This is a genomic window from Nocardia sp. NPDC050713, from assembly GCF_040654315.1.
Classification (GTDB): domain Bacteria; phylum Actinomycetota; class Actinomycetes; order Mycobacteriales; family Mycobacteriaceae; genus Nocardia.
In genome coordinates, this window is sequence record NZ_JBFAHS010000001.1 from 737,132 (window position 1) to 760,001 (window position 22,870).

The 22,870-nt window shown below is 67.7% G+C and carries 23 protein-coding genes; 13 read left to right on the top strand and 10 right to left on the bottom strand.

All coding sequences use genetic code 11. From position 1 onward, the window contains the following. Positions 1 to 144 precede the first annotated feature (144 nt). Positions 145 to 561: a helix-turn-helix domain-containing protein gene (locus tag AB0H49_RS02855; protein WP_011207048.1), complete on the top strand. Its 417-nt coding sequence runs from the start codon at positions 145 to 147 to the stop codon at positions 559 to 561. A 428-nt stretch (positions 562 to 989) separates the two neighbouring features. Here the strand turns inward: AB0H49_RS02855 and AB0H49_RS02860 are convergent, their stop codons facing one another. The 5 genes from AB0H49_RS02860 to AB0H49_RS02880 all read right to left on the bottom strand — a co-directional run bounded on the left by AB0H49_RS02860 (position 990) and on the right by AB0H49_RS02880 (position 6,367). Next, positions 990 to 2,012: a hypothetical protein gene (locus AB0H49_RS02860; protein ID WP_357246381.1), complete on the bottom strand. Its 1,023-nt coding sequence runs from the start codon at positions 2,010 to 2,012 to the stop codon at positions 990 to 992. Continuing rightward, positions 2,009 to 2,524 (bottom strand): ImmA/IrrE family metallo-endopeptidase, encoded by a 516-nt coding sequence (locus tag AB0H49_RS02865; protein ID WP_357246384.1) that lies wholly within the window; start codon positions 2,522 to 2,524, stop codon positions 2,009 to 2,011. The genes AB0H49_RS02860 and AB0H49_RS02865 overlap by 4 nt, the downstream gene beginning before the upstream one ends. A gap of 10 nt (positions 2,525 to 2,534) precedes the next feature. After that, positions 2,535 to 3,092 carry a hypothetical protein gene (locus AB0H49_RS02870; RefSeq protein WP_357246387.1) on the bottom strand — a complete coding sequence of 186 codons (558 nt, stop codon included), beginning with the start codon at positions 3,090 to 3,092 and terminating at the stop codon, positions 2,535 to 2,537. A gap of 1,468 nt (positions 3,093 to 4,560) precedes the next feature. Beyond that, a complete protein-coding gene (locus AB0H49_RS02875; RefSeq protein ID WP_357246390.1) occupies positions 4,561 to 5,469 on the bottom strand; it encodes an SDR family oxidoreductase in 909 nt (302 codons plus the stop codon). Between the two features lie 106 nt (positions 5,470 to 5,575). Then, entirely contained in the window at positions 5,576 to 6,367 is a 792-nt protein-coding gene (locus tag AB0H49_RS02880) for an SDR family oxidoreductase (RefSeq protein ID WP_357246393.1), read from the bottom strand. Positions 6,368 to 6,453: 86 nt separating this feature from the next. Between AB0H49_RS02880 and AB0H49_RS02885 the strand changes: the two genes are divergently transcribed. The 5 genes from AB0H49_RS02885 (at position 6,454) to AB0H49_RS02905 (ending at position 10,506) form a co-directional block, all read left to right on the top strand. Beyond that, entirely contained in the window at positions 6,454 to 7,218 is a 765-nt protein-coding gene (locus tag AB0H49_RS02885; RefSeq protein ID WP_357246396.1) for an enoyl-CoA hydratase family protein, read from the top strand. A 26-nt stretch (positions 7,219 to 7,244) separates the two neighbouring features. Further along, the gene (locus AB0H49_RS02890; RefSeq protein ID WP_355000380.1) at positions 7,245 to 8,123 is read left to right on the top strand and encodes a CoA-transferase; all 879 of its coding nucleotides are present in this window, start codon (positions 7,245 to 7,247) and stop codon (positions 8,121 to 8,123) included. Between the two features lie 4 nt (positions 8,124 to 8,127). Further along, positions 8,128 to 8,886, top strand: a complete 759-nt coding sequence (locus AB0H49_RS02895; protein WP_357246400.1) for a CoA-transferase — start codon at positions 8,128 to 8,130, stop codon at positions 8,884 to 8,886. 58 nt (positions 8,887 to 8,944) lie between these two features. After that, positions 8,945 to 10,030: a nitronate monooxygenase gene (locus AB0H49_RS02900; protein WP_357246403.1), complete on the top strand. Its 1,086-nt coding sequence runs from the start codon at positions 8,945 to 8,947 to the stop codon at positions 10,028 to 10,030. Between the two features lie 287 nt (positions 10,031 to 10,317). After that, positions 10,318 to 10,506 carry a hypothetical protein gene (locus tag AB0H49_RS02905; protein WP_357246406.1) on the top strand — a complete coding sequence of 63 codons (189 nt, stop codon included), beginning with the start codon at positions 10,318 to 10,320 and terminating at the stop codon, positions 10,504 to 10,506. A gap of 214 nt (positions 10,507 to 10,720) precedes the next feature. On the opposite strand, the gene AB0H49_RS02910 is transcribed toward AB0H49_RS02905, so the two are convergent. Both AB0H49_RS02910 and AB0H49_RS02915 read right to left on the bottom strand, forming a co-directional pair. After that, a complete protein-coding gene (locus AB0H49_RS02910) occupies positions 10,721 to 11,869 on the bottom strand; it encodes an acetyl-CoA C-acetyltransferase (protein ID WP_357246617.1) in 1,149 nt (382 codons plus the stop codon). Positions 11,870 to 11,955: 86 nt separating this feature from the next. Beyond that, positions 11,956 to 12,573 (bottom strand): TetR/AcrR family transcriptional regulator, encoded by a 618-nt coding sequence (locus AB0H49_RS02915; protein ID WP_355000385.1) that lies wholly within the window; start codon positions 12,571 to 12,573, stop codon positions 11,956 to 11,958. A gap of 309 nt (positions 12,574 to 12,882) precedes the next feature. Here AB0H49_RS02915 and AB0H49_RS02920 point away from each other — a divergent pair, with 309 nt between their 5' ends. From AB0H49_RS02920 to AB0H49_RS02930, 3 genes are read left to right on the top strand one after another with little or no spacing between them, the layout of a single operon-like run. Next, positions 12,883 to 13,203 carry a type VII secretion target gene (locus AB0H49_RS02920; RefSeq protein WP_355000386.1) on the top strand — a complete coding sequence of 107 codons (321 nt, stop codon included), beginning with the start codon at positions 12,883 to 12,885 and terminating at the stop codon, positions 13,201 to 13,203. Beyond that, positions 13,200 to 13,943: a hypothetical protein gene (locus AB0H49_RS02925; RefSeq protein WP_357246411.1), complete on the top strand. Its 744-nt coding sequence runs from the start codon at positions 13,200 to 13,202 to the stop codon at positions 13,941 to 13,943. The genes AB0H49_RS02920 and AB0H49_RS02925 overlap by 4 nt, the downstream gene beginning before the upstream one ends. Next, positions 13,943 to 14,482, top strand: coding sequence for a hypothetical protein (locus tag AB0H49_RS02930; protein ID WP_357246414.1), 540 nt, complete (start codon positions 13,943 to 13,945; stop codon positions 14,480 to 14,482). Before AB0H49_RS02925 ends, AB0H49_RS02930 begins: the two co-directional genes overlap by 1 nt. 781 nt (positions 14,483 to 15,263) lie before the next feature. Here AB0H49_RS02930 and AB0H49_RS02935 read toward each other — a convergent pair. The 3 genes from AB0H49_RS02935 to AB0H49_RS02945 all read right to left on the bottom strand — a co-directional run bounded on the left by AB0H49_RS02935 (position 15,264) and on the right by AB0H49_RS02945 (position 18,132). Next, a complete protein-coding gene (locus tag AB0H49_RS02935) occupies positions 15,264 to 15,995 on the bottom strand; it encodes a hypothetical protein (RefSeq protein WP_355000390.1) in 732 nt (243 codons plus the stop codon). A 146-nt stretch (positions 15,996 to 16,141) separates the two neighbouring features. After that, positions 16,142 to 16,942, bottom strand: coding sequence for an SDR family oxidoreductase (locus AB0H49_RS02940; protein ID WP_357246417.1), 801 nt, complete (start codon positions 16,940 to 16,942; stop codon positions 16,142 to 16,144). Further along, positions 16,939 to 18,132: an acyl-CoA dehydrogenase family protein gene (locus AB0H49_RS02945; RefSeq protein WP_355000391.1), complete on the bottom strand. Its 1,194-nt coding sequence runs from the start codon at positions 18,130 to 18,132 to the stop codon at positions 16,939 to 16,941. The genes AB0H49_RS02940 and AB0H49_RS02945 overlap by 4 nt, the downstream gene beginning before the upstream one ends. 77 nt (positions 18,133 to 18,209) lie before the next feature. On the opposite strand from AB0H49_RS02945, the gene AB0H49_RS02950 reads away from it, so the two are divergent. Genes AB0H49_RS02950 through AB0H49_RS02965 form a run of 4 tightly spaced genes read left to right on the top strand, consistent with a single transcriptional unit; the run spans position 18,210 to position 22,859 of the window. Next, a complete protein-coding gene (locus tag AB0H49_RS02950; RefSeq protein ID WP_357246420.1) occupies positions 18,210 to 19,769 on the top strand; it encodes a FadD3 family acyl-CoA ligase in 1,560 nt (519 codons plus the stop codon). Next, on the top strand, positions 19,769 to 20,689 hold the full coding sequence (locus AB0H49_RS02955) for an enoyl-CoA hydratase (RefSeq protein WP_357246423.1): 921 nt from the start codon (positions 19,769 to 19,771) through the stop codon (positions 20,687 to 20,689). Before AB0H49_RS02950 ends, AB0H49_RS02955 begins: the two co-directional genes overlap by 1 nt. Further along, on the top strand, positions 20,689 to 21,831 hold the full coding sequence (locus AB0H49_RS02960) for an acyl-CoA dehydrogenase family protein (protein ID WP_357246426.1): 1,143 nt from the start codon (positions 20,689 to 20,691) through the stop codon (positions 21,829 to 21,831). Before AB0H49_RS02955 ends, AB0H49_RS02960 begins: the two co-directional genes overlap by 1 nt. Continuing rightward, complete coding sequence (locus AB0H49_RS02965; RefSeq protein ID WP_357246429.1) at positions 21,828 to 22,859, top strand: acyl-CoA dehydrogenase family protein; 1,032 nt, start codon at positions 21,828 to 21,830, stop codon at positions 22,857 to 22,859. Before AB0H49_RS02960 ends, AB0H49_RS02965 begins: the two co-directional genes overlap by 4 nt. Positions 22,860 to 22,870: the final 11 nt, after the last annotated feature.

Below are 22,870 nucleotides of genomic sequence, written 5' to 3' on the forward strand. Positions count from 1 at the left end.
CAGTGACTTCGCCGACGGCGCGCCTAGAAGCTTCAAGGAAATCCTGAATCAGGCGTAGGTTTTCAGTTACTGAGCCGCTAATATCAATGATACGTATCCGAGATAACGACTGTTAGTACAGCGAAGGGAATTGGGCGGCTCACAATGGCTGATTTCGCGGCGCGGCTGAACAAGCTGTTCGAAACCGTGCATCCCCCGGGGCGCAAGCCGCACACCAACGCGGAGGTTGCGGCTGCGCTGACGGCCTCCGGGCATCCGATCTCGAAACCGTATCTCTCGCAGTTGCGGTCGGGCCAGCGGACCAACCCGTCGGACGAAACGGTGGCTGCACTGGCCAAGTTCTTCAAGGTCAAGCCGGACTACTTCTTCAACGACATCTATGCCGCCAAGATCGATCACGATCTAGAGCTGCTGTCCCAGCTGCAGGGCTACGGACTGCGTCGGCTGTCGAGTAGGGCGTTCGATCTTTCCGAAGAATCGCAGAACCTCCTCACCTCCATGGCGGAGAAGTTGCGGGCGAGTGAGGGCTTGCCCGAAATTCCTCCGGATGGAACCGAATAGGGTTCTCCCACAGCGCAGCACAGTGCGGCCCTCGGTCGCACTGTGCTGCGTTGTGCGCGAGCCAGCCTGTGACCGCGCCGAGACCGTTCGCGGCGCAGACGTTTCCGCCGAAGTCAATTCGGCGGCGTAGTCGCATTCCGTAGTTCTGCCGATTGCGTTCGCAACTGTTCGCAATCCACGCTGCGCAAGAACGTTTGAAAGTGCATCTGCGATCGATACTGCGGCGGGCGGGATCGTCATTGCGCAAACGCGTGCCACGCAACGTCATCGGAGCCGAGACAGTTCTGTCTCTTTTCGGTCGCCCCTATTTCCAGGGGCATTCCCTTTCGCTCCATGGACACCGGTCCAACTCAGAGTACGCATCGCTGTCGTCACGGTGACGATGCCATCACCGTCCGGGCGTCAGCGCTGTGAGCGGTTGGGCAAGGTCATCGGGGGGCGGGGCGCTCCGCGTGCGCGCCCGCTGTGGATTCGTAGGCGCGGGCGATCGCCTGCACCCAGCCACGCGGGCTGACGCCCGCCGGCGGAGCGATCCAGCGCGCGTCTATCACTGTGTCGCCCAAGGGATTTCGCGCCCAATGCGCCACCCGATCGGCACGCTCGTGCACGGCCGCGGGCGGTGCGCCCGCGGCGGCCAGCTCGACACCGCCGCCCGATTGCAGGTAGAGCGCGTCCATGATCTGGGCGACCTGGTCCGAAGCCCGCAGCTGCGTGGAGGTTCCGGTCTGGTCGTGTGCGATCACCTCGGGGAACCGGCCGACCATCAAACGGTGCAGCGGCCGAATCCGGTGCAGCAGCATCCGCGCTCGCACCCACAGTTCCACCACGATCCACACCGCGCCGAAAGCGATGAGCAGAGCGGCGATTTCCCACGCGGGCCAGCCCCACGTCGGTTCACCCGCGGGCGCACGCGGTTCGTCGGCCGAGGCGCGCTGAACATGAAGGGCCGCGAGCACGCCGACCAGCGCGGTGCCCGCGGTGTAGATGGCGATGCCGCGGCCGAGCGTCGTCCAATCCAGATTCCGCAGACCGGTCACGACGATGAAGATCGCGCCGAGCACCACGAGCACCCAGCCGAACGTGTACGACAGGGCCAGCGCGACGGCCACCGCGGTGGCGCCCGCCGCGTAGATCACCATGGCGATCTGGCGCAGGTTACGCCGGGAGACCACCGGCCACGCCGCGGCCGCCACCACCGAGGTGGCGGTGACGAACGCGAGCCAGGCCGACACCACGACACCGTCGGAGACCAGTCCTGAGCGCAAGCCGTGCGGGCGCAGATTGTCTATGGCGAGGGCGATCTCGGGTACCGCGACCGTCGCGCCCAGCGCGACCGCGGCCACCGCGACGACGATCGCCACGCGTGCCGTCGTCGCGGGCTTCACCAGCACGCGTCCCACGCGCGCGCCCGCGGCGACCCACACCAGCATGGCCGTCAACCAGAGCGTCATCCGAGTGCCTCATCGAATCGTAGGACCGAGACGCCTGCGCCTCGACTGTTGAAGACGCGCAACCGGGTCATCAGCATGGCGGCGAAGGTCTCGGCCTCCCACTCGGCGAGTTCGTCGGCGCCGTCGTCGACGATCTGCTGGTGGGCCCGCTGACTCAGCATGTAGGCGATCAGGTCGTCGCTCGCCTCCAGCGTTACCGCGGGCGCGGGCGCACCCTCGTGATCGAAGACGATGTGACCGAGTTCGTGGGCCAGCGTGTGCTCGCGGCTGGGCAGCGCGGTCGCCAGCACGATGACGTCGCGATCGGGATAGAACCTGCGCTGGCCGCAGACGCCGGGACCCAGTTGGGCACTGGCGATTTCGATCGCCCGCTGGCGCTCGTCGGCGACGGCGGCGACGACTTCGTCCAGCGTGGTCGCGTCGAAGTCGGCCGCGACGGCGCACACCGCGTCGACCGCCGCCGCCACCCTGCGGTAGGAACGGGAGCTGCTCTGGGTCCTGCTCTCACTCATCGCCGCTCCCTCACGACCTCGGGCCGAAGAACTGTGCGCGGGCGGCGTCCACCCTGGCCTGCGCGGCGGCGGCGCTCTGGAAACTCACCGCGCCGGAACCGGTTCCGGCCAGCGCGAGCGCGATGAGGCCGCCGACGACCGAGAGCATGTTCGGTTCGGGCAGTCCGTCGTCGGCGCTCGTCGGGCGCACGTCGTGGTCCGGCTTGGCGGGCGCTTGCGGCGCGGGCAGCGGGGGCGCCTGTTCGGGGACGGCCGCGGGAGCGTGCGGCGCGGCGACGGGAACGGGCGCGAGTTGCGGAGTCGGGATGGCGGGCACTGGCGGAATGACCAGGGGCGCTGGAGGAATCGTGGGTGCGGGCGGGGTGGGGAGCGGGATCAGCAAAAGCAACAAGGGCGAGGCGGAACCGACCGCGGCCGAACCAACGGCGGCGGAGCCAACTCCCGCCGAACCGACACCCGCCGAACCGACACCCGCCGAACCGACGGCGGCGGAGCCGACTCCCGCCGAACCGACGCCCGCCGAACCCACAGCCGCGGAACCGATAGCGGCCGAACCGGTTCCGAGCACGACGCCCAGTCCAGCCGACCCAGTACCGACAAGTGCGCCCAACCCGGCGGAGCCGGTGCCGAGCAGCGCGCCCAACCCAGCCGACCCTGTACCGAGCAGCGCGCCCAACCCGGCCGAACCCGTTCCAAGGACAGCACCCAAACCAGCGGAACCGGCGGCACCGGCCGAACCCAGCCCAGCGGAACCCACAGCACCAGCCGAACCCAGTCCGGCCGAACCCGCAGCGCCAGCCGAACCCAGTCCAGCGGAACCCATAGCACCAGCCGAGCCCGCAGCACCAGCCGAACCCAGCCCAGCCGAACCCAGCCCAGCCGAGCCCGCAGCACCAGCCGAACCCAACCCGGCGGAGCCAGCGGCACCAGCCGAACCCAATCCGGTGGAACCTGCGGCACCGATCGAACCCGCGCCGGACGAACCGATTTCCCCGGCGGCGGGTTCGGGAACCATAGGGAGGAGGGGCAATCCAGGGCCCGCGGGGATGCTCGGTTGTGCCGGTTCCTCGAGCGGTATGCCACCCGGTTGCGCGATCGCGGAGACGGAGCCGAGTAGCGCGAAACCGGCCACAGCTCCGGCTAGAGCCAACGCACGGGCAGTGCGACCAACGGCCATGCGCCAGCCTTCCCCTCTTCGTACAGCGCAGATCTGTGCCCGGTCGCAACACCTCATCCGGGACTTTTTGACGGACGGGTGCCCATAGTAAACCCCCGTTCCGAACCTCGCAGGAAAAGGATCGGCGCGCACAGCGACACCCCGAGCGACTCGCGGCGCGAATCACTCGGGTTAGCCACAACTTCACTGGACGACGTCGAGGGCCGTCCAGCAAACAGAAGGAGGGAATCCGTCGACCACGGCAAGGCGGCCGGACCGCCAGGGGGACGCCCAACCGACATCGCCGGAACAATCCCGTCGATAGTCCGCGCAGGGCCGGAGCAACGACGAAGGGACGACCAACGCCGCCGGAGAGAGCTTCTCGACCACCCGCGCGTGGCTGGAGCGACGGCGAAGTAGGCCAGCGCACGCAGCCGGACGGTATTCACCGACAACCGCCACGCGGGCCGCGACGGTGAAAGTAAGCCCATATGACGCCTCTGGGCGGCGTCCGCCCTCAGCTCGTGGTCGACCGGAGCCAGAGCGGAGGTGCGCCCAGCAGACGCGACGGATGGAGTCTCCTCAGCCGAACACGGCCGAAGTGAAGACGAAAGGACGCCAGCCGATGCCAACGGACACGGCCGTCGGCAGTGGCGTACGGCCGGGGCGACGGCGGGGACGCCCGACGGCACGGCCGGACAACTGCGTCGATCGCTCGCGCAGGGCTGAAGCGACAGCGGGGGCGCCCGGCAGGCCCGGGACGGACGCGGTCCGCCCTCAGCCCGGCACGGCCGAAGCGAAAGCCAGATATGCCCGGCGGGCGGGACCGACGGAGTCCGCACGCAGCCCGCGCCCGCTGGAGCGACGGCGGATCTACACCTCAGGCACCGTAGACCGGCTCCGGCGCAGCGCCTTTCGCGATGAGATCGGCGACGACCGGCCCGAGTTCGGCCGGTTCCCACCGCGCACCGCGATCCACCGCGACACCGTGCCGCCAGCCTTCGGCGAGCGCGACCTTGCCGCCCTCCACCTCGAACATGCGGCCGGTGACCCCGGCGGACTGCGGGCTGCCGAGCCAGACCACCAGCGGCGAGATGTTCTCCGGCGCCATGGCGTCGAACCCGTTCTCCGGCGCGGCCATCGTCTCGGCGAACACGGTCTCGGTCATCCTGGTGCGCGCGGCGGGCGCGATCGCGTTGACGGTCACGCCGTAGCGGGCGAACTCGGCGGCCGCGGTGAGGGTCAGACCGGCGATACCCGCCTTCGCGGCGCCGTAGTTGCCCTGGCCGACGCTGCCCTGGAGGCCCGCGCCGGAGCTGGTGTTGATGATGCGGGCGTCGACCGGGCGGCCCGCCTTGCTCTCGCCGCGCCAGTACTCGATGGCGTGGCGCATGGTGGCGAAATGGCCCTTGAGGTGGACGCGCACCACCGCGTCCCACTCGTCCTCGCTCAGGTTGACCAGCATCCGGTCGCGCACGAAACCGGCGTTGTTGACGAGCACGTCCAGGCCGCCGAAAGTATCGACGGCCTGGCGGATCAGGTTGCGCGCGCCATCCCAGTCCGCGACATCGTCACCGTTGGCGACGGCCTGCCCGCCCATCGCCTCGATCTCGCCGACCACCTGCTGGGCCGGGGTCTCGGCGGTCGCCGCGCCGTCGAGTGCGGAGCCGAGGTCGTTGACCACCACGCGCGCGCCCGCGGCCGCGAAAGCCAGCGCGTGCGCCCGGCCGATGCCGCGGCCCGCACCGGTGACGATGACGGTGCGCCCGGCGCAGATCTGCTCACTCATGCTTGCACCTCGTTAGCGCTCGGCTCCGGCATGCCTGAGGGCGCTGTGCCCATGATTCGCTCACTCCGTTCGCTCATTACCTGTTGTCCTCTTTCGTTGTTCGGGATCAGGCCCGCTGCTGGTCGTGCGCCGCGGTGGACGCGGCGAGGAAGGCGGGGCGCTCGCCGCCGCCGTGCACCGGCAGCGAGGCGCCGGTGACGTAGTCGGCCAGCGGCGAGGCGAGGAAGGCGGCCGCGCGGCCGATGTCCTCGGGGCGGGCCATGCGGCCGAGCGGAACCGTCGCGGCCACGGCGTCGACACCGTCGCGATCGCCGTAGTGCATCTCGCTCAGCTCGGTCTCGACCAAGCCGACCACCAGCGAGTTCACCCGGACCTTCGGCGCCCACTCGACGGCCAGCGACTGCGTCAGGTTGTCGATGCCCGCCTTGGCCGCGCCGTAGGCCGCGGTGCCCGGCGAGGGTCGATGGCCGCTGACGCTGGAGATCATCACGATCGATCCGCCGTCGGCCTGCTTCTGCATCACCGCGTTCGCGGCCTGCGAAACCAGCAGCGGCGCAAGCAGGTTGAGCTCCACGATCTTGGCGTGGAAGTTCTTGCTCGCCTCGGCGGCGAGTGCGAAGGGGGCCCCGCCCGCGTTGTTCACCAACGTGTCCAGCCGACCGTGGCGCGCGAGCACGGTGTCGATCATGCCTTGGACCGCGTCGCCGTCGCGGACGTCGCAGGGCAGGTATTCGATCTCCCGGCCGTCGTACGCGACCGGGGCGTCGGCCGGACGCCGCGCGCAGGCGATCACGGTCGCGCCCGCGGCAAGAAAGGTCTTGCTGATGCCCGCGCCGACGCCGCGCACGCCGCCGGTGACCAGAACGACGCGATCGGCCAGATCGATTTCGAGTCCCACCGTGCTAACCTACCAAGCAACTGCTTGCTTTGCCAATGCCGACATACTTCGGCACGCACCACGAGCTCAGAAACGAAGGACATGCGATGGGGATCAACCGTCACTCCGAATCAACCGGCATCACCGTGGTCACGGTCGACTATCCGCCGGTCAACGCCATCCCGACCGACGGCTGGTTCGCCATCGCCGACGCCGTGCGCGCGGCGGGGCGCGATCCGGAGACCAAGGTCGCGGTGCTGCGGGCGGAGAACCGCGGCTTCAACGCGGGCGTCGACATCAAGGAGATCCAGAGCAAGCCGGGCCACCAGGCGCTGATCGACGCCAACCACGGGTGCTTCGAGGCGTTCGCCGCGGTCTACGACTGCCCGGTGCCGGTCATCGCGGTGGTGCAGGGCTTCTGCCTCGGCGGCGGGATCGGCCTGGTCGGCAACGCCGATGTCGTCGTCGCCTCCGACGACGCCACCTTCGGCCTGCCCGAGGTGGATCGCGGCGCGCTCGGCGCGGCCACCCATCTCTCGCGGCTGGTTCCCCAGCACCTGATGCGCGCGCTGTTCTACACCGCGAGCACCATCACCGCCCAGCAGTTGCAGCACTACGGCTCGGTGTACCAGGTGGTGCCGCGCGCCGAACTCGACGCCGCCGCAATGGAAGTCGCCAAGAACATCGCGGCCAAGGACGGCCGGGTGATCCGGGCCGCCAAGCGCGCGCTCAACGGCATCGACGTGCAGGACGTGCACCGCAGCTACCGCTACGAGCAGGGTTTCACCTTCGAACTGAACCTCGCGGGCGTCGCCGACGAGATCCGCGCCAGGTTCGACGACGACCTCGCGGCGCGCAAGGCCGACAAGTAGCCCGCCCACCGGAAACAGGAGAACACATGCGGGACAAGCGAATGTCGCTCGACGACGTAGTCGGCGAGCTGCGCAGCGGAATGACCATCGGCATCGGCGGCTGGGGTTCCCGGCGCAAGCCGATGGCGCTGGTGCGCGCCATCCTGCGCTCGGATATCACCGATCTGACGGTGGTCAGCTACGGCGGACCGGATCTGGGCCTGCTCTGCTCGGCGGGCAAGGTGCGCAAGGCGTACTACGGCTTCGTGTCGCTGGATTCGGCGCCGTTCTACGATCCGTGGTTCGCCAAGGCGCGCACCGAGGGCGCGATCACGGTCCGCGAGATGGACGAGGGCATGGTCAAGTGCGGTCTGCAGGCCGCTGCCGCGCGGCTGCCGTTCCTGCCGATCCGCGCTGGGCTCGGTTCCGCGGTCATGGACTTCTGGGAGGGCGAGCTGAAGACCGTCGCCTCCCCCTACCCCGCCGCCGACGGCCGCACCGAAACGCTCGTCGCCATGCCCGCGCTGAATCTCGATGCGGCGCTTGTGCATCTGGATCTCGGCGACCGACACGGCAACGCCGCCTACACCGGCGTCGACCCCTACTTCGACGATCTGTACTGCCTGTCCGCGGAGCGCCGCTACCTGTCGGTGGATCGACTGGTCGAGACCGAGGAACTGGTGAAAGCCGTTCCGCAGCAGGCGATCATCCTCAACCGCATGATGGTCGACGGCGTCGTCGAGGCCCCCGACGGCGCGCACTTCACCTTCTCCGGCAGCTACGGCCGGGACGAGAAATTCCAGCGCCACTACGTGGCGGCCGCCAAGACGCCCGAGTCGTGGGCCGAGTTCAAGGCCACTTATTTGGATGTCTCCGAGGACGAATACCAGGCGGCCGTCCGCGCTTTCGCCACGCAGGAGGGCTGATTCGATGACCGAGACCACCACCAGCACCCGCGCCGAAGTCTGCGTCGTCGCCTGCGCGGAGATCTTCCGCGGCGCGGGCGAGATCATGGCGAGCCCCATGTCGCCGGTCACCACGATCGGCGCGCGCCTGGCCCGGCTGACCTTCGAACCGGACCTGCTGCTCTCCGACGGCGAGGCGCTGTACCTGGCCGAGACTCCCGCGCTCGGCGCGAAAGCGCCTATCGAGGGCTGGATTCCGTTCTCCAAGGTGTTCGACGTCGTCGCCTCCGGACGGCGGCACGTGGTCATGGGCGCCAACCAGATCGACAAGTACGGCAACCAGAACCTGTCCGCCTTCGGCCCATTGCAGCAGCCGACCAGGCAGATGTTCGGTGTCCGCGGCGCGCCGGGCAACACCATCAACCACGCCACCAGCTACTGGGTGCCCAAGCACAACAAGCGGGTGTTCTGCGAGCAGGTCGACATCGTCTCGGGCATCGGCTACGACAAGATCGATCGCACCAACCCGGCTTTCCGCTTCCACCACCTGCATCGTGTCGTGAGCAATCTGGGCGTCTTCGATTTCGGCGGGCCAGGCCACACGATGCGGGCACTCTCGCTGCACCCGGGCGTCGACGCGGACGAGGTCGCGGAGAACACCGCGTTCGAGATCGCCGGGCTCGCCGAGGCGCGCGAGACCCGCCTGCCGACCGAGGAGGAGCTGCGGATCATTCGAACCGTGCTGGATCCCAAGGGCATTCGCGACAAGGAGGTAGCCGCATGACCGGGTCAGGGCCCGGAGGAGGCAGCTTGCCCCTCGGACATGCGAGAAAGGACACGGCATGACCACGCGCCTGCACACCCCGCTGACCGAACTGGTCGGCATCGAGCATCCCGTCGTGCAGACCGGCATGGGCTGGGTGGCGGGCCCGAGCCTGGTCTCGGCCACCGCCAACGCGGGCGGTCTCGGCATTCTCGCCTCGGCGACCATGACCTTCGCGGAGCTGGAAGCGGCGATCGCGAAAACCAAGGCGCAGACCGACAAGCCGTTCGGCGTGAACATCCGCGCCGACGCCAGCGACGCCAACGAGCGCATCGACCTGCTGATCCGCGAGAAGGTGAAGGTCGCGTCGTTCGCGCTCGCGCCCAAGCAGGACCTCATCGCCAAGTTGAAAGACGCCGGCGTGGTGGTGATTCCGTCGATCGGCGCGGCCAAGCACGCGGTGAAGGTGGCCTCCTGGGGCGCCGACGCCGTCATCGTGCAGGGCGGCGAAGGCGGCGGGCACACCGGTCCGGTGGCGACCACCCTGCTGCTCCCTTCGGTGCTGGACGCGGTCGACATCCCGGTCGTCGCGGCGGGCGGCTTCTTCGACGGACGCGGCCTGGCCGCCGCCCTCGCCTACGGCGCTGCGGGCGTCGCGATGGGCACCCGCTTCCTGCTCACCCGAGAAAGCTCGGTGCCCGACGCGGTGAAGCAGGAGTACCTGCGCAGGCAGTTGCAGGACACCGTGGTCTCGCTGAAGGTCGACGGCATGCCGCACCGGGTGCTGAACACCGAACTCGTTCAGAAGCTGGAGAATTCGGGCCGCTGGCGCGGATTCGCCGCGGCGGTGTCGAACGCGGCGCGGTTCAAGAGCATGACCGGCATGAAGTGGTCGACAATGGTTCGCGACGGGCTCACCATGCGAAAGACCAAGGACCTCAGCTGGTCCCAGGTCGTCATGGCCGCCAACACCCCGATGCTGTTGCGCGCCGGGCTCGTCGAGGGCAACACCCAGGCGGGCGTGCTGGCCGCGGGGCAGGTCACGGGGATCATCGAGGACCTGCCGACCTGCAAGGAGCTCATCGAGCGGGTGGTCACGGACGCTGTGGAGCGGATCGAGGCGATGTCGGCGCTCGCCGGTCAGTCGACGGCCACCAAGTCCTGATCCCCTGTCTTCACTGACGCAAAGGCCGCTCGATCCGCCCGGGTCGAGCGGCCTGCCAACCCTCCAACCACCATTTCTCTACCGTCGATAGAGAAATGGTTTCCACGGTAGTCATATGGTCGCTGTTCGATCTTGAAACGCCACCAATGACTACCGTCGATCGACCCGCATCGCCAACCCCAACCTCGTCACCCGACCCCGAACCGGTGCATCCACCAACAAGCTTCGGGAACCCCACTTACGGCGGCAACCATTTGAGCTGTTCGATGCGCAGATAGAATCCAAGCGTGGCACGACGACGCTACGTGGCACGCGGCGTGTCGGGCGGATACCGCGTGTGGGACAACAAGGCTTGCCGCTGGTGGGGCGACCTGTACGAGTTGTGCCCCGACGAGTTGCTGGCCGAACTCAACAATCGTCACCGCCCCGACCGAATCACTGAACTCACCAGACAGGCGCGAGCCCGCAAGCGTTGAATGCTGTTACCGGAGTCCGTGGTCTCGAGCCGTGGCCTTGGACGTGGACACCGACGCCCCGGATCGTGCGCGCCTCTGCGCTACCAGCCGCATCGCGAGACGCCGTATCCGGGCGTGTGCTGGGGGCGCTCGAGCGAAGCGTGCGGCGGACGGGTACGCACCACGAAAACCGCGCTGGGCGAACAACGTTCACCCGGCGCGGATCGGGACAGACTTACAACCGCTCGATGATGGTGGCGTTGGCGGTGCCGCCGCCTTCGCAGATGGTCAGCAGACCGTAGCGCCCGTTGCGACGCTCCAGCTCGTTGAGCAGGGTGGCGAAGAGCTTGGCTCCGGTGGCGCCGAGGGGGTGGCCGAGGGCGATGGCGCCGCCGTTGACGTTGACCTTCTCCGGGTCGGCGCCGGTCTCCTTCAGCCAGGCGAGGACCACGGGCGCGAAGGCCTCGTTGATTTCGACCACGTCGATGTCATCGATGGTGAGGCCGGTCTTCGCCAGCGCCCACTTGGTCGCCGGGATGGGCGCGGTGAGCATGAAGATCGGGTCGGCGCCGCGGGCGCTGACGTGGTGGATGCGGGCGCGCGGCTTCAGGCCGTATTCCTGCACCGCCCACTCGGAGGCGAGCAGGGTGGCGCTGGCACCGTCGGAGATCTGGCTGGCCACCGCGGCGGTCAGCGGGCTGCCCTCGGCAAGGGCGGGCAGCGAGGCCATCTTCTCCAGCGAGGTTTCGCGCGGGCCCTGGTCGATCCAGAAGTCGCCGACGGGGACGATCTCGTTGTCGAACTTGCCTTCCTTGATGGCCTGGCGGGCGCGCTCGTGGCTGCGCAGCGCCCATTGCTCCATGTCCTGGCGGGTGATGCCCCACTTCTCGGCGATCAGCTGCGCGCCGCGGAACTGCGAGACCTCGTCGGTGCCGTACCGGTGGTCCCAGCCCTGCGCGCCGACGAACGGCGACTCGAATCCGTACTCCTTACCCGCCAGCATGGCCGCCGAGATCGGGATGGCGCTCATGTTCTGCACGCCGCCGGCGACGATCACCTCGGCGGTGCCGCTCATGATGGCCTGCGCGCCGAAATTGATGGCCTGCTGGGAGGATCCGCACTGCCGGTCGACGGTGACGCCCGGGACTTCCTCCGGGTAGCCCGCGGTCAGCCACATGGTGCGGCCGATGTTGCCCGCCTGCGGACCGACGTTGTCGACGCAGCCGACGATCACGTCGTCGACGTTGATCGGGTCGATCGGGTTGCGGTCCAGCAGACCTCGCAGCGCGGCCGCACCCAGATCGGCCGGGTGCACACCGGCCAGCGCGCCACCGCGCTTGCCGACCGGGGTGCGCACCGCGTCGACAACGTAGGCGTCCCGCAGGGGGGTGTAAGGGGGACGGTCGCCGGCGGAGACGGCGGGGCGGGTAGACCCAGCGCGGCGGGCGGAAGGTGCAGACATGAAGACTCCTAGTCGGTGTGCCGCGAGACGGTGAGACCGTCGAGAACGATGGTGAGGTACTGCTTGGCGAGGTTTTGGACGGTGATGGGTCCACCCGGCTGGTACCAGCGCACGGCGACCCACACGGTGTCGCGCAGGAATCGGTAGGCCAGTTCGACGTCGAGCTCGGGACGGAAGCTGCCGTCCTCGACACCGTTGGTCAGCACCTGGTGCCAGAGTTCGCGGAACTCGCGGTTGTACTCCTCGATGTAGGCGAACCGCTCGGCGTCGCGCAGCCGCTTGGCCTCGGCCTGGTAGATCGCGACGGCGGCGTGGAAGCGGTCGAACGACTCGTAGGACGCGATCACCAAGGCTTCCAAGGTGTCTCGCGAACTGAGGCCGGAGCCGACGATCTCGCGGTAGCGCCCGAACAGGTCGTCGAGGAAGCCGCGCAGGATCTCGTCCACCATCGACTCCTTGGAATCGAAGTGGTGGTAGAGGCTGCCCGATAGGATTCCGGCCGCGTCGGCGATATCGCGCACCGTGGTCGCGCGCAAGCCGCGCTCGGCGAACAGTTCGGCCGCCAGCGCGAGCAGTTCGTTGCGCCGGGCGGATTTCGAGGCGTCTGGTGCGGTCACGAGGGACATAATACAACCAAGCGTTTGCTTGGTGGTAGTGGGCGCGTACGAACGGGCGAGCTCACCGCTCGTCATCGGCGCTGTCCGTCGGCCAGGTTCCCGTCACGTATGCGGCCACCGGCTCGGCCAAGGCACTTCATCGACCTCGAGAGCCTCCAAATTGCTTCGCCGCGAAGGGATGCCGATCGTCCCGTCGGATTCGTCAGCCGTTGATGTCGTCTGATCGGCGATGTAGCCTCGGGATTCGGTCGGTCGCCTAACCGGGCTACGGCCGTGGCCATCACAGAAGTGTCTGAGTTATGACCAGAAGGGGGGCAGGTGTCCGAAGAATTCAAGGTAACGCCGGATGACCTGGACAATTTCGCCGGCACGATGAAAGATTTGTCCGCCCAAGCGAGCAGGGCAAGAAGCTACGCCAGCAGCTATCTGAACATCGACGCCGAACAAGGGCGAATATATCTCAGCACAAACGAACTGGTCGACGAAATTCAAGCAAATCTGACAGCCAACTACGAAAAGTTGGCAACGCTTTGCGATTCGGCTGCCTTGGAATTGACAAAGAGCGCGCAGATGTACCGCACAACAGATCTCGATGCAGCCAAGCGTCAAGATGCCCTTTACCCAGGCGCTGAGCGATGACGAACCAAGACCTTGAGCGGCCCCAAGACGCGTTGCGAGAGCCGAACGCCGAAGATCACATCTCCAACGATGTAGCATTCTGGCTGGGAGCGAACTTCGTCTCACCAGCATATGGGGTCAAATGGGTGATACAGAAATTCACCGGCGTCGACATCCTCGAGTGGGTGGCATCACAGGTTGCCGGCGATTGGCAAGCAGTAAAACGAGCGTCGATAGCGGTTCAAAATCTAGCGGAGTTCAATTCCGCGTTCAGCCAGTCGATCAAGACCGACTGGAACAAGCGGTTGGACCAGTCCTGGGATGGAAATGCCGCAGAAAGTGCCAAGCAGTATTTCGATAAGTTGGCATGGGCACTGGATGGCCAAGTTGGGCAGCTCAAAGGAATCGCACAGGAACTGAACAACCTGGCTGACGCGATGGCCGATTTGTGTCGAGGGCTGGGTGATCTACTTCAGGAGATCATAGACCTGGCTGTCGTCGCACTTGCGATGTCGTGGACCGCACCGGAGAATCCGGCTTTATGGGCAGTCGTCGTGAGGATGCTGGTCAAGGTGAACCAGGCGTTCTCATGGCTGGGTTTGGCCTGGACAACCTTCACAACTGGCAGTGCCGCCATTCGCAGCCTGAATGCGGACACAGATCCGTCTGCCTTCCCCGAACTTGGAGTCGTCGTAAGCAGGACCGAAGACAGCAAGCGGTACGGAACCCCTATCGAGGCATACGATCACCCGGGAGCGTGATGAGCAACTGGCCGCGGCAGGAGCTGATCCTCGATGTTGCGAAAGGTGACGTCGGCATATCACGCGCACTGCGCAAATCCCTTGAAACAATCAGGTCATCGATTTCGGACCAGCAGATCAGAAGCAGTCTGGACGACGTACTCGCCGGCCGGATGGGCATGCGAGAATTCGGCAGATCCGAGATGTTTGCCAAACTACTCGATCAGGGCTCGATGGATCGAATCGACAAGCTTATTTCGTCCGTCTCGGACGAGGAACGAGAGAGGCTGGCCGCAGACGCGGAAACATTCCTCGACGACCTACGCACTCAGGCATCCGACGAGAGTACACAAGAAATTCGCGCGGAAGTAACTCCCCCCGGCCACGAACCGAAAACATCATCGGCTGAGCAATCGACGAATAACTCCGCTTCGGTCTCTTCCGCAACGGTATACCCAGGCACCCGAAAGCCCAACCGTGAACGGGTCGTCATCCCGGAAGAACCCGATGACGACGATCTGTACTTCGGTGAGCGTCGACAGCGGGGCTGGTTGGAATGATGGCGCGATATCCGGATGCTGTGGTGCCTGTAGAAGTTCCCGTGGTTACCACAGTTCGACCTCCATCGAAGTGGACGCGAGATACGGGAATCCGATTCGAGATCGAGCTTCGCGAGCCCCTGCCGGATATATGCAGCGAGCATGGTCTCCCCGCGGTCGATCGTCGCTCCGAGACGATTGCTTTCCACGAAGGTACCCGCGGACGGGAACAACTCACGCCGGGATCGATGTTTCGCGCCTTGGCATACAAGATACTCAGCTTCGGGTTCAACGCCCTCGAGATCGATACCAGATTCCGCGGCGAGTGGCCGGTATGCCACCGTTGCCTCCAGTCGTCGCGCAGATATAGGCGGCTTGGTCGAAGCATTGTCTTCTTCGGGCTATTCTGCATCGCCGGACTGATGATTGCAAAAATACTACAGGTGGATCAAGTAGTTATTGCATTCTTGGCGGTCGGGATATTTCCGATCTGGTTTCCCGCAGGGCTCTTGGTGGCCTCTATGGTCCATCGTCGAGCAAATACTTTCCTTCGGTGTCGTCCGATAATTGCCGAGGATACTGTTGTGGTCGAGGCGCACCCGAGATTCGCCGCTGCGATGGCCGACTCGACGAATGGTGGTATCGCCTAGCGTCCCAACGCCGAGATCGACCGTGGCCGCCGTGGCAGCTGAGGTCGGGATCGGCAATCGCCTCTGGCACGGCTGGTTCGTGCCACATAGCCAGTGGCGTCACAGGAACACTGGTAAACCATCCGTGTCCGTCGCGGAGAGACGTCGGCGCACTAACGCAGGGAGTAGCGGATCGGGGAGGACACGGAGAGGTCGGCGAGGAGGCGGTCGCAGATGATGACCGGGGAGACGCCCGCCCGCGCCATGCGGGCGACGAGCGCCAATCTTCGTTCGGGCGTATCCCATTCGACTGTCAGCGGCCCGCGGCCCGGGCCCGCGTCGACGGTCGCCATCACTCGGGGCGGACCGTACGGGACGGGTTCTTCGATCAGCTTGAGGACCATCCCGCGCTGCCAAGCGTGATAGGCGTCCATGTCGGCGCCGACCACCAGCTTGTCCGTGGCGGCGCACAGACCCTGGGCGATCTCGTCGGCGACGGCGCCGCGGTCGTAGTGGTGTCTGCGGCAGCGGCGCAGCACCTCGATCAGGTCGGCGCGGACCTCGCGCAACAGGGCGGTCTGGCGCTGTCGCCGCCGGTCCTGCTCGGAGGGAACCCCGGCCGGAGACTTCAAGCCGATTCGCCGGGCGCGGGCGTTGTCGCGGAGCATGTCGGCGCGCAACGCGGCCCTCGGGTCGCGCTCGACCTCGTTCTCGTCGACCGCGTACATCTCGAGGATCTGGGCGGCGCGGCACGCTGTCGCCCGCGCGGATTCGTGGTTCATGAGTTCGGCGCCGAGTGTCAAGGCGGCTAGAACCATACTGTCGAGCCGTCGTCTGGCAAGCACGACCTCGCGCACGACGTCGAGTTCCAGTTGTTCGCGGGCAGGTGGGCGATCCAGGCCCATAGCCAACGCCCCTTACGAAATTGCGGGATCCGTCCATCCCCAGCATGGCACACCCCGGCCAGCTGCGCGCCACCCTTTTTCACCTGATCGGGCGCCCATTTCCACGGAGGGAAGCGGACGCCCGAAGGCGATCTCAATCAGGCGCCTCAGGCCCGCTGGCTGCTCACCGAAACCACCTCGCCGGTGAGGTAGCTGGTGTAGTCGCTGGCCAGCATCGCGATGGTCGCGGCGACCTCCCACGGCTCGGCCGCGCGGCCGAAGGCCTCCCGCTCGGAGAGCTGATCGAGCAGTTCGGTCGAGCTGACCTTGTCGAGGAAGGCGTGCCTTGCGATGCTCGGCGCGACCGCGTTGATCCGCACGCCGAGTTCGGCGGCCTCGATCGCGCTGCACCTGGTCAGCGCCATCACGCCCGCCTTGGCGGCCGCGTAGTGCGCCTGACCGTACTGCGCGCGCCAGCCGAGAACGCTGGCGTTGTTCACGATGACGCCGCCGTGCCCCGCCGAACGGAAGTAGGCCAGCGCGGCGCGGGTGCAGCGGAAGGTGCCGTTGAGGGTGACGTCGAGGACGCGGTCCCACTGCTCGTCGGTCATGTCGACGACCGGCGTCTCGCCGCCGAGACCCGCGTTGTTGACCATGATGTCGATGCGACCGAGCGCTTCGGCCGCGCCGCGGACCAGCGCGTCCACCTGTTCGGTGCTCTGCACGTCGCAGGCGATCGCGGCGACCCGGCGATCCGGGAACTCGCCCTTCAGCTCGACCTCGGTCTCCGCGAGCCGACGCTCGTGCCAGTCGGAGACGACCACGTCGGCGCCCTCGGCGAGCAGTCTGCGCGCGGTGGCCGAGCCGATGCCCGTCCCCGCGGCCGCGGTGACCACGGCGACGCGTCCGGTCAGCAGGCCGTGCCCGGCGACGGGCTCGGGGGCGACCGAAAGGGGCCGCGCGGTCACGGCCGTGCCTCGCGCGGCAGACCGAGCACGCGCTCGGAGATGATGTTGCGCTGCACTTCGTTCGAACCTCCGTAGATGGTGTCGGCGCGGGTGAACAGATACAGCCGCTGCCATTCGTTGAGATCGTCGTCCTCGTCGGCCACCAAGCCGCGCGCGCCGAGCACGGCCATGGCCAGCTCACCGAGCCCGCGGTGCCAATTGGCCCAGAGCAGTTTGGCGACCGACGCCTGACCGCCGTCGTCCACGCCGGTGCCTTCCATGGTGCGCAGCGCGTGCGCGCGCAACACGCGCAGGCCGACCCAGGCCCGGTCGATCCGGTCGGCGATGAGCGGGTCGTCGGCCGCGCCGATGCGGCGGGCCAGCGCTTCGACGTCGGCTAACTCACGCGCGAAGCGGATCTGCTGGCCGAGGGTCGAGATGCCGCGCTCGAAGGTCAGTGTGCCCATCGCGATGCGCCAGCCGTCGCCCGGCGCGCCGACGACCAGGTCTGCCGCGGTGCGGGCGTTGTCGAAGAAGACCTCGTTGAATTCCGAGGTCCCGGTGAGCTGGATGATCGGGCGCACCTCGATACCGGGCTGCTTCATGGGAACGAGCAGGTAGGACAGGCCCTTGTGCCGGGACGAGCCCTTCTCGGTGCGGGCGACGACGAAGCACCAGTCGGCCACGTGGGCCAGCGAGGTCCAGATCTTCTGGCCGTTGATCGACCACTCGTCGCCGTCGAGGTGCGCGGCCGTGCTGATCGCCGCGAGGTCCGAGCCTGCGCCCGGTTCCGAGTAGCCCTGGCACCACAGTTCGGTGACATTGCGGATGCCGGGCAGGAAGCGGTCTTTCTGCGCCTGGGTGCCGAATGCCAGCACGGTCGGACCGAGCAGTTCCTCACCCACGTGCGAGACCCGCGCGGGCGCGTTGGCCTTGGCGTACTCCTCGTGGAAGATCACCTGCTGGCGCACGCTGGCCTCGCGACCGCCGTACTCCTTGGGCCAGCCCAGGCAGGTCCACCCGGACGCGGCCAGATGCCGGTCCCAGGCCAGGCGCTCGTCGAACGCCTCGTGTTCGCGGCCTGGACCGCCTAGTCCGCGCAGTTCGCGGAATTCTCCGTTGAGATTCTCGGCCAGCCATTCCCGCACTTCGGCGGAAAACCGCGCGTCCTGCGCGGCAGTGTCGGAATCTGAGGTCTGGATCGCAACCACGCCGGTAGGATAACCTACCAAGCACTTGCTTTGTAGAGTGCGTGCATAAGTACTCGCGTGAACGGTGAGGAACACCCGTGACAACCCCTGCACAAACGACACCGCTGGCCCTGCAAGACGCCGCGCGGACCTTCGGCGCCGCCCCCGCACTGGCCGACGGCGACGTCCGTCTCGACTGGACCCAGCTACTCGCCGCGGTCCAGGAGGCGGCGCGCGCGCTGATCGCGCGCGGCGTGCAGTCCGGCGACCGGGTGGCCATGTGGGCGCCGAACACCTATCACTGGGTGGTCGCCGCGCTGGCCGCGCACTACGCCGGCGCCGCCTTGGTGCCGCTGAACACCCGCTACGTCGCCGACGAGGCCGCGGACGTGCTGTCCAGGGTCGAGGCGAAGGCGCTGTTCATCGCGGGGACCTTCCTCGGCCGGGACCGCCTCGCGGAACTACAGGCCGCCGCACCCGAATTGGCCATCCCCACCATCGTGGTGATTCCCGTCGAGCCGGGCGGCGAGACAACGAGCACCGATCGGGCCGTGCTGAACTGGTCCGATCTCGCGGTGATCGCCGAGACCGTCCCGGTCGAGGACGCCGAGAAGCGCGCCGCCGCGGTGGACGCCGAGGACATCTCCGACATCCTGTTCACCTCCGGCACCACCGGCCGCAGCAAGGGCACGCTGGTCGCGCACCGGCAGGCGCTGTCGGTGGTCCGGGCCTGGGCCGAGTGCACCACACTGAACAGCGACGACCGCTATCTCGTCGTCAGCCCGTTCTTCCACAATTTCGGTTACAAGGCGGGCATCCTGTCCTGCCTGGTCACCGGCGCGACGATCATCCCGCAGGCCACCTTCGACGTGCCGCAGACGATGCGACTGGTCGGCCAGGAGAAGATCACCGTGCTGCCCGGGCCGCCGACGATCTACCAGACGATCCTGGACTTCCCGGACCGCGACTCCTACGACCTGAGCACCCTGCGGGTGGCGGTCACCGGTGCGGCGACGGTGCCGGTCGTGCTGGTCGAGCGGATGCGGTCGGAACTCGAATTCGGCGTCGTCATCACCGGTTACGGCCTCTCCGAGGCGGCCGGGTTCGGCACCATGTGCCGCGCCGACGACGACGCCGAGACCATCGCGACCACCTGCGGCAGGCCGATCGCCGACTTCGAGCTGAAGCTCAGCGACGCGGGCGAGGTGCTGCTGCGCGGCCCCAACGTCATGCTCGGCTACCTGGACGATCCGAAGAGCACCGCCGAGACGATCGACGAGGACGGCTGGCTGCACACCGGCGACATCGGCGCGCTCGACGAGCGCGGCTACCTCCGGATCACCGACCGGCTCAAGGACATGTACATCTCCGGCGGCTTCAACGTCTACCCCGCCGAGATCGAGCAGGCGCTGGCGCGGCTCGACGGTGTGGCCGAATCGGCGGTCGTCGGCGTGCCCGATGCCAGGATGGGCGAGGTCGGCAAGGCCTACGTGGTGCGCAAGCCCGGCTCGGCGCTGACCGAGGACCAGGTGCTCTCGCACGCCACCACCGTGCTGGCGAATTTCAAGGTGCCGCGCTTCATCGAATTCCGCGACCAGCTGCCCTACAGCGCCGCCGGGAAAGTGCTCAAGCGTCAATTACGTGAGGAGAAGTCGTAATGCCAGACCAACCCGCTGCGGAGCGCTCGGACGAACCACCGCACGGCTCGGTGCCGGACGAAGGCGAGGTCGTCACCTACGAGCGGCGCGGCCGGGTCGCGATCGTCACGATGAACCGGCCCGACTACCGCAACGCGCAGAACTCGGTGATGACCTACGCGCTCGACGCCGCCTTCCAACGGGCCGTCGAGGACGACGAGGTCGGCGTGATCGTGTTGGCGGGCAACGGCAAACACTTCAGCGCCGGGCACGACATCGGCACGCCGGGCCGCGACCACCACGTGCACTACGAGAACAAGGCGACGCTCTGGTGGGACCACGTCGACAAGCAGGGCGGCGACCAGCGATTCGCCAGGGAGTCCGAGGTCTACCTCGGCATGTGCCGCCGCTGGCGGGAGATGCCCAAGCCGACCATCGCGATGGTGCAGGGCGCCTGCATCGCGGGCGGGCTCATGCTGGCCTGGGTCTGCGATCTGATCGTCGCCTCCGAGGACGCGTTCTTCTCGGATCCCGTGGTGCGCATGGGCATTCCGGGTGTGGAGTACTTCGCGCACCCGTGGGTAATGGGACCGCGCGCGGCCAAGGAGTTCCTGTTCACCGGCGACCGCTTCGGCGCGGCGCAGGCCAAGGAATGGGGCATGGTCAACCGGGTGGTCCCGCGCGCCGAACTGGAGGCCGAGACCATGGCGCTGGCCGAGAAGATCGCCGCCATGCCGCGTTTCGGCCTCGCGCTCACCAAGAAGGCGGTCAACCAGGCCGAGGACCTGATGGGCATGCGCACCGGCATGGATTCGGTCTTCGGGCTGCATCACTTCGCGCACGCGCACAACGCCGAGGTCGGCGCGGACTCACTGGGCGGCATGAACGCCAAGACGATGAAGGCCAGTGCGAGCACGGCCGAACAGAACGGGACGACGTAGTGGATCTGGATCTGGACCAGGCGACGCAGGAATTCCAGCGGGAAGTCCGCGAATTCCTCGCCGCCGAAAAACCCTCGACGCCATTGCCTTCGATGGACACGAAGGCCGGTTTCGAGGCGCACCGCGACTGGGAGCGCACACTGGCCGACGCGCGGTTGTCGGTGGTCTCCTGGCCGAAGGAGTACGGCGGGCGCGACGCCTCGCTGCTGGAATGGGTGCTGTTCGAGCAGGAGTACTACGCCGCGGGCGCGCCGGGGCGGGTCAGCCAGAACGGCATCTTCCTGCTCGCGCCGACATTGTTCGAGCACGGCACCCCCGAGCAGCTCGACCGCATCATGCCGCGCATGGCGCGCGGCGACGACATCTGGGCGCAGGCATGGTCGGAGCCCGAGGCGGGCAGCGACCTGGCGGGCATCCGGTCGACGGCGCGACGCACCGAGGGCGGCTGGCTGCTCAGCGGTCAGAAGACGTGGAGCTCGCGGGCGGCGTTCGCGGACTGGGCCTTCGGCCTGTTTCGCAGCGATCCGGAGGCGGAGCGGCACAAGGGACTCACCTATGTGATGTTCCCGCTCACCGCCGACGGCGTCTCGGTGCGGCCGATCCCGCAGCTGGACGGTGAACCCGGCTTCGCCGAGATCTTCCTCGACGACGTCTTCGTGCCGGACCGCGACGTCATCGGCGCGCCGGGCGAGGGTTGGCGGGTCGCCATGAGCACCTCGAGCAACGAGCGCGGTCTCTCGCTGCGCAGCCCCGGCCGGTTCAGCGCCACCGCGCGACGGCTGGTCGACCTGTGGCTGGACAGTGGCGACCGCACCAACACCGCCCAGCGCGACGCCGTCGTCGACGCGTGGATCGGCAGCGAGGCCTACCGCCTGCACACCTTCGGCACCGTCACCCGGTTGAACGAGGGCGGCAAGCTCGGCGCGGAATCCTCGATCACCAAGGTGTTCTGGTCCGAACTCGACGTCGCCATGCACGAGACCGCGCTGGACGTGCTCGGCGCGGCGGGCGAACGGTCCGGGCCGTGGACCGACGGCTACCTGTTCTCGCTGTCCGGCCCGATCTACGCCGGTACCAACGAGATCCAGCGCAACATCATCGCCGAGCGCATCCTCGGCCTACCGAGAGGGAACGGCCGATGAGATTCGCGCTGAGTCCGGAACAGATCGATTTCGCCGCCAGTGTGCGCAAGCTGCTGGACGCCGGACGCACGCCGACCGCGGTCCGCGCGTGGGCAACCGGTGACCAGCGGCCGGGCCGTGCGCTGATCCGGCAGCTGGCCGGTGCGGGCGTGCTCGGCCTCGCGGTCGACGAGGCGCACGGTGGCGTCGGCGCGGATCCGATCGACCTCGTCGTCGCGTTCGTCGAGATCGGCCGGTCCGCAGCCCCGGGACCGTTGGTCGAGACCGCCGCCGCGATTCCCGTTCTGCTGCAATCGCTCTCGGATTCCGCGGCGGCCGAGCGCTGGCTGCCCGGGCTCGCCGAGGGCACCGCGCTCGGCACTGTCGCCTTCGCCACCCCTGGCACCGATCCGGTCGCGCTGGACGCCGATGTCGCCGACGTGACGCTGCTCGTCGACGGCGCGCAGGTGTTCTCGGCCGAGCGTGGCGCGGCGATCCGCTCGGTGGACCCCGCGCGGAAGCTGTTCGCGGTGACGGCCGCCGAGCTCGTCGCCAACGACGACCGGGTGCTGGAGGCGGGCGCGGTCGCGTTCGACACCGGCGCGCTGGCCGCCGCAGCCCAGCTGCTCGGCGCCGGTCGGGCGCTGCTGCACGCCGCCACCGAATACGCCAAGCAGCGCAAGCAGTTCGGCAAGCCGATCGGTGAATTCCAGGCCGTGAAGCAGAAACTCGCCGACGTGCTCATCGCGCTCGATCTGGCCGAGCCGCTGCTCTACCGCGCCGCGCTCACCATGGGCGAGCCGACCCGCAGCCGCGACGTGTCGGCCGCGGTGCTGGCCTGCGGCGACGCCGCGCACACCGCCGCGCGAGCCGCATTGCAGGTGCACGGCGCGATCGGCTACACCGCCGAGTACGACCTGTCGCTGTGGCTGACCAAGGTCACCGCGCTGCGCGCCGCGTGGGGAACGCCGGACCTGCACCGCGCCAGGATCGCCCGCGCACTGCGCGACGAGGCCGTCCGGGACCGAGCGATCAGGGGTACCGCATGAATGAAGGCAGT

Excerpts from the sequence above, each read along its gene's own strand:
- AB0H49_RS02865 (WP_357246384.1), bottom strand. The coding sequence starts at position 2,524 with ATGAGTGAGAGCAGGACCCAGAGCAGCTCCCGTTCCTACCGCAGGGTG.
- AB0H49_RS02900 (WP_357246403.1), top strand. The coding sequence starts at position 8,945 with ATGACCACGCGCCTGCACACCCCGCTGACCGAACTGGTCGGCATCGAG.
- AB0H49_RS02860 (WP_357246381.1), bottom strand. The coding sequence starts at position 2,012 with ATGACGCTCTGGTTGACGGCCATGCTGGTGTGGGTCGCCGCGGGCGCG.
- AB0H49_RS02955 (WP_357246423.1), top strand. The coding sequence starts at position 19,769 with ATGCCAGACCAACCCGCTGCGGAGCGCTCGGACGAACCACCGCACGGC.
- AB0H49_RS02925 (WP_357246411.1), top strand. The coding sequence starts at position 13,200 with ATGACGAACCAAGACCTTGAGCGGCCCCAAGACGCGTTGCGAGAGCCG.
- AB0H49_RS02935 (WP_355000390.1), bottom strand. The coding sequence starts at position 15,995 with ATGGGCCTGGATCGCCCACCTGCCCGCGAACAACTGGAACTCGACGTC.
- AB0H49_RS02885 (WP_357246396.1), top strand. The coding sequence starts at position 6,454 with ATGGGGATCAACCGTCACTCCGAATCAACCGGCATCACCGTGGTCACG.
- AB0H49_RS02895 (WP_357246400.1), top strand. The coding sequence starts at position 8,128 with ATGACCGAGACCACCACCAGCACCCGCGCCGAAGTCTGCGTCGTCGCC.
- AB0H49_RS02965 (WP_357246429.1), top strand. The coding sequence starts at position 21,828 with ATGAGATTCGCGCTGAGTCCGGAACAGATCGATTTCGCCGCCAGTGTG.
- AB0H49_RS02915 (WP_355000385.1), bottom strand. The coding sequence starts at position 12,573 with ATGTCCCTCGTGACCGCACCAGACGCCTCGAAATCCGCCCGGCGCAAC.
- AB0H49_RS02930 (WP_357246414.1), top strand. The coding sequence starts at position 13,943 with ATGAGCAACTGGCCGCGGCAGGAGCTGATCCTCGATGTTGCGAAAGGT.
- AB0H49_RS02875 (WP_357246390.1), bottom strand. The coding sequence starts at position 5,469 with ATGAGTGAGCAGATCTGCGCCGGGCGCACCGTCATCGTCACCGGTGCG.
- AB0H49_RS02890 (WP_355000380.1), top strand. The coding sequence starts at position 7,245 with ATGCGGGACAAGCGAATGTCGCTCGACGACGTAGTCGGCGAGCTGCGC.
- AB0H49_RS02855 (WP_011207048.1), top strand. The coding sequence starts at position 145 with ATGGCTGATTTCGCGGCGCGGCTGAACAAGCTGTTCGAAACCGTGCAT.